This is a genomic window from Bradyrhizobium sp. NBAIM03 (assembly GCF_020194055.1).
GTDB lineage: Bacteria > Pseudomonadota > Alphaproteobacteria > Rhizobiales > Xanthobacteraceae > Bradyrhizobium > Bradyrhizobium yuanmingense.
The window spans coordinates 1-396 of record NZ_JADYVS010000259.1; the positions used below are offsets into that span (position 1 = coordinate 1).

General features: G+C 27.5%; 1 protein-coding gene. It reads right to left on the minus strand.

Annotated elements, in window-relative coordinates; all coding sequences use genetic code 11:
• Nucleotides 1-270: MAP domain-containing protein (locus tag I6F21_RS38415; RefSeq protein ID WP_225184476.1), on the minus strand; the 270-nt coding region annotated here is incomplete at its 3' end.
• Nucleotides 271-396: the final 126 nt, after the last annotated feature.

A 396-nucleotide genomic window follows, 5' to 3' on the forward strand; every position in this document is an offset into this window, starting at 1 on the left:
TTTTAAAACTGATTTAACTCTATCCTCTAAATCTTTATAACTAATATTTTGATTCTTATTAAATGTTAAGCTTGATAAAATATTTTGGCTTGTACCGTTCACAGTGATTGCATATGGAACATGGACTTTAGAATATCCATGGTGTAACGAACTTGATGATTTATCTAATGGCTTAGCTGCGGCAGACGCTTCATTATTATTAAAGTTTGCACCTGTTGATGCTAAAACACCTAATGCTAAAGTTGTTGTAATCAATGACTTAAATTTCATAAATTATCTCTCCTTTTTTGTGTAATTCGTATTTGCAACTTAATTATAGCCAGACTTTCTCTGTTTTTTGAATTAACTGAATATTAATAATAAATTATCTTTAACAATAATTTTTTAACACTGTTA